The 1,299-nt window shown below is 61.7% G+C and carries 1 protein-coding gene; it reads right to left on the bottom strand.

Features of this window, described 5'->3' with window-relative positions; genetic code table 11:
* A partial coding sequence (zwf, locus tag A2I95_RS38985; protein ID WP_291737737.1) for a glucose-6-phosphate dehydrogenase occupies window positions 1-1,171 on the bottom strand: 1,171 nt, incomplete at its 3' end.
* Window positions 1,172-1,299 lie beyond the last annotated feature (128 nt).

The raw sequence follows: 1,299 nt of genomic DNA, 5'->3' as shown, positions 1-1,299 counted from the left end.
GCATGCCGCCGGGGCCGGGGTCCTTGATGGTGGTTTTCAGCGTGATGCCCTCATCCGGTTGCAGGCGGATCACCAGCACATTTCCATGCACGGTGCCGGAGCCTTCAAAGATGTTGTGCGGCGGATCGCGGAAATAGACCGCGATTTCGCTCATCCGCTCGCGCAGGCATTTGCCGGTGCGCAAGTAGAACGGGATCCCGGCCCAGCGCCAGTTTGCCACCTCCGCCTTCAGCGCGATATAGCTTTCGGTGCGGCTGGAGGGATTGCCGGCATGATCGCGGTAGCTGTCGCCGGATTTGTCCCCGTTCCGGCCCCGGTACTGGCCGCGGGCGATGCTGGACTGGGGAACCGGGCGCAGGGCCTCGATCACCTTGACCTTCTCGTCGCGCACCGCATTGGGGGTGAATTGCGCGGGCGGCTCCATTGCAGTGAGGCACAGAAGCTGCATCAGGTGGTTCTGCACCATATCCCGCATGGCGCCGGATTTGTCGTAGTACTCGCCACGTCCTTCGACCCCGATGCTTTCGGCCACGGTGATCTGCACATGGTCGATGTGAGAGGAGTTCCACAAAGGTTCAAACAGCGAATTGGCAAAGCGCAGAGCCATCAGGTTCTGCACCGTTTCTTTGCCCAGATAATGGTCGATCCGGTAGATCTGCTGTTCTTCAAAATGCGCCCGCAGCGCGGTGTTCAGGGATTGGGCCGAGGCTAGGTCGTGGCCAAAGGGTTTTTCCAGCACTATGCGGCTGTCGGGGGTGGCGATGCCGGTCTCGCTGAGGCGGCGGGCAATGTCGGTGAACAGCGACGGGCCGACCGACAAGTAGAAGGCGCGCACCGCATCGTCGCGCAGTTTCCCGTGAATCACATCCCAGCCGCTGTCGCCGCGCGCATCCACCGCGACATAATCCAGAAGCGCCGTGAAACCGGCGATTTCCTCGGGTGTCGTCTCCACGTCCTGGCCGAAATCGCGGACCGCGTCGGCAGTCTGGGCGCGGAACTCCTCGGCCGTCAGATCGCTGCGGGAGCTGCCGATGATGCGGCAGTCCGCGCTGAACTGGCCGATCTGGAAACGGTGAAACAAGGCCGGCAAGATTTTGCGGCGGGCCAGATCACCGGTCGCGCCAAACAGCACGAGGTCAAAGGGTTCAACGGGGATGACGCGGGAAACCATTGATTTTACATCGCTGTTCTACAGGGGCCGGGCTATTGTGCCGTTTGGGGCGGGGCAATTCAATTGCGTCTGTTGCAATACGGCTGGCTAAAGTTGAGTTAACGCTAACATGCGGGGTCGGTGAGGGC

The sequence above is a fragment of the Leisingera sp. F5 genome (assembly GCF_001593695.1).
Note: the sequence above shows the minus strand (reverse complement) of the source record. Positions and strands in the feature narration are given on the sequence as shown.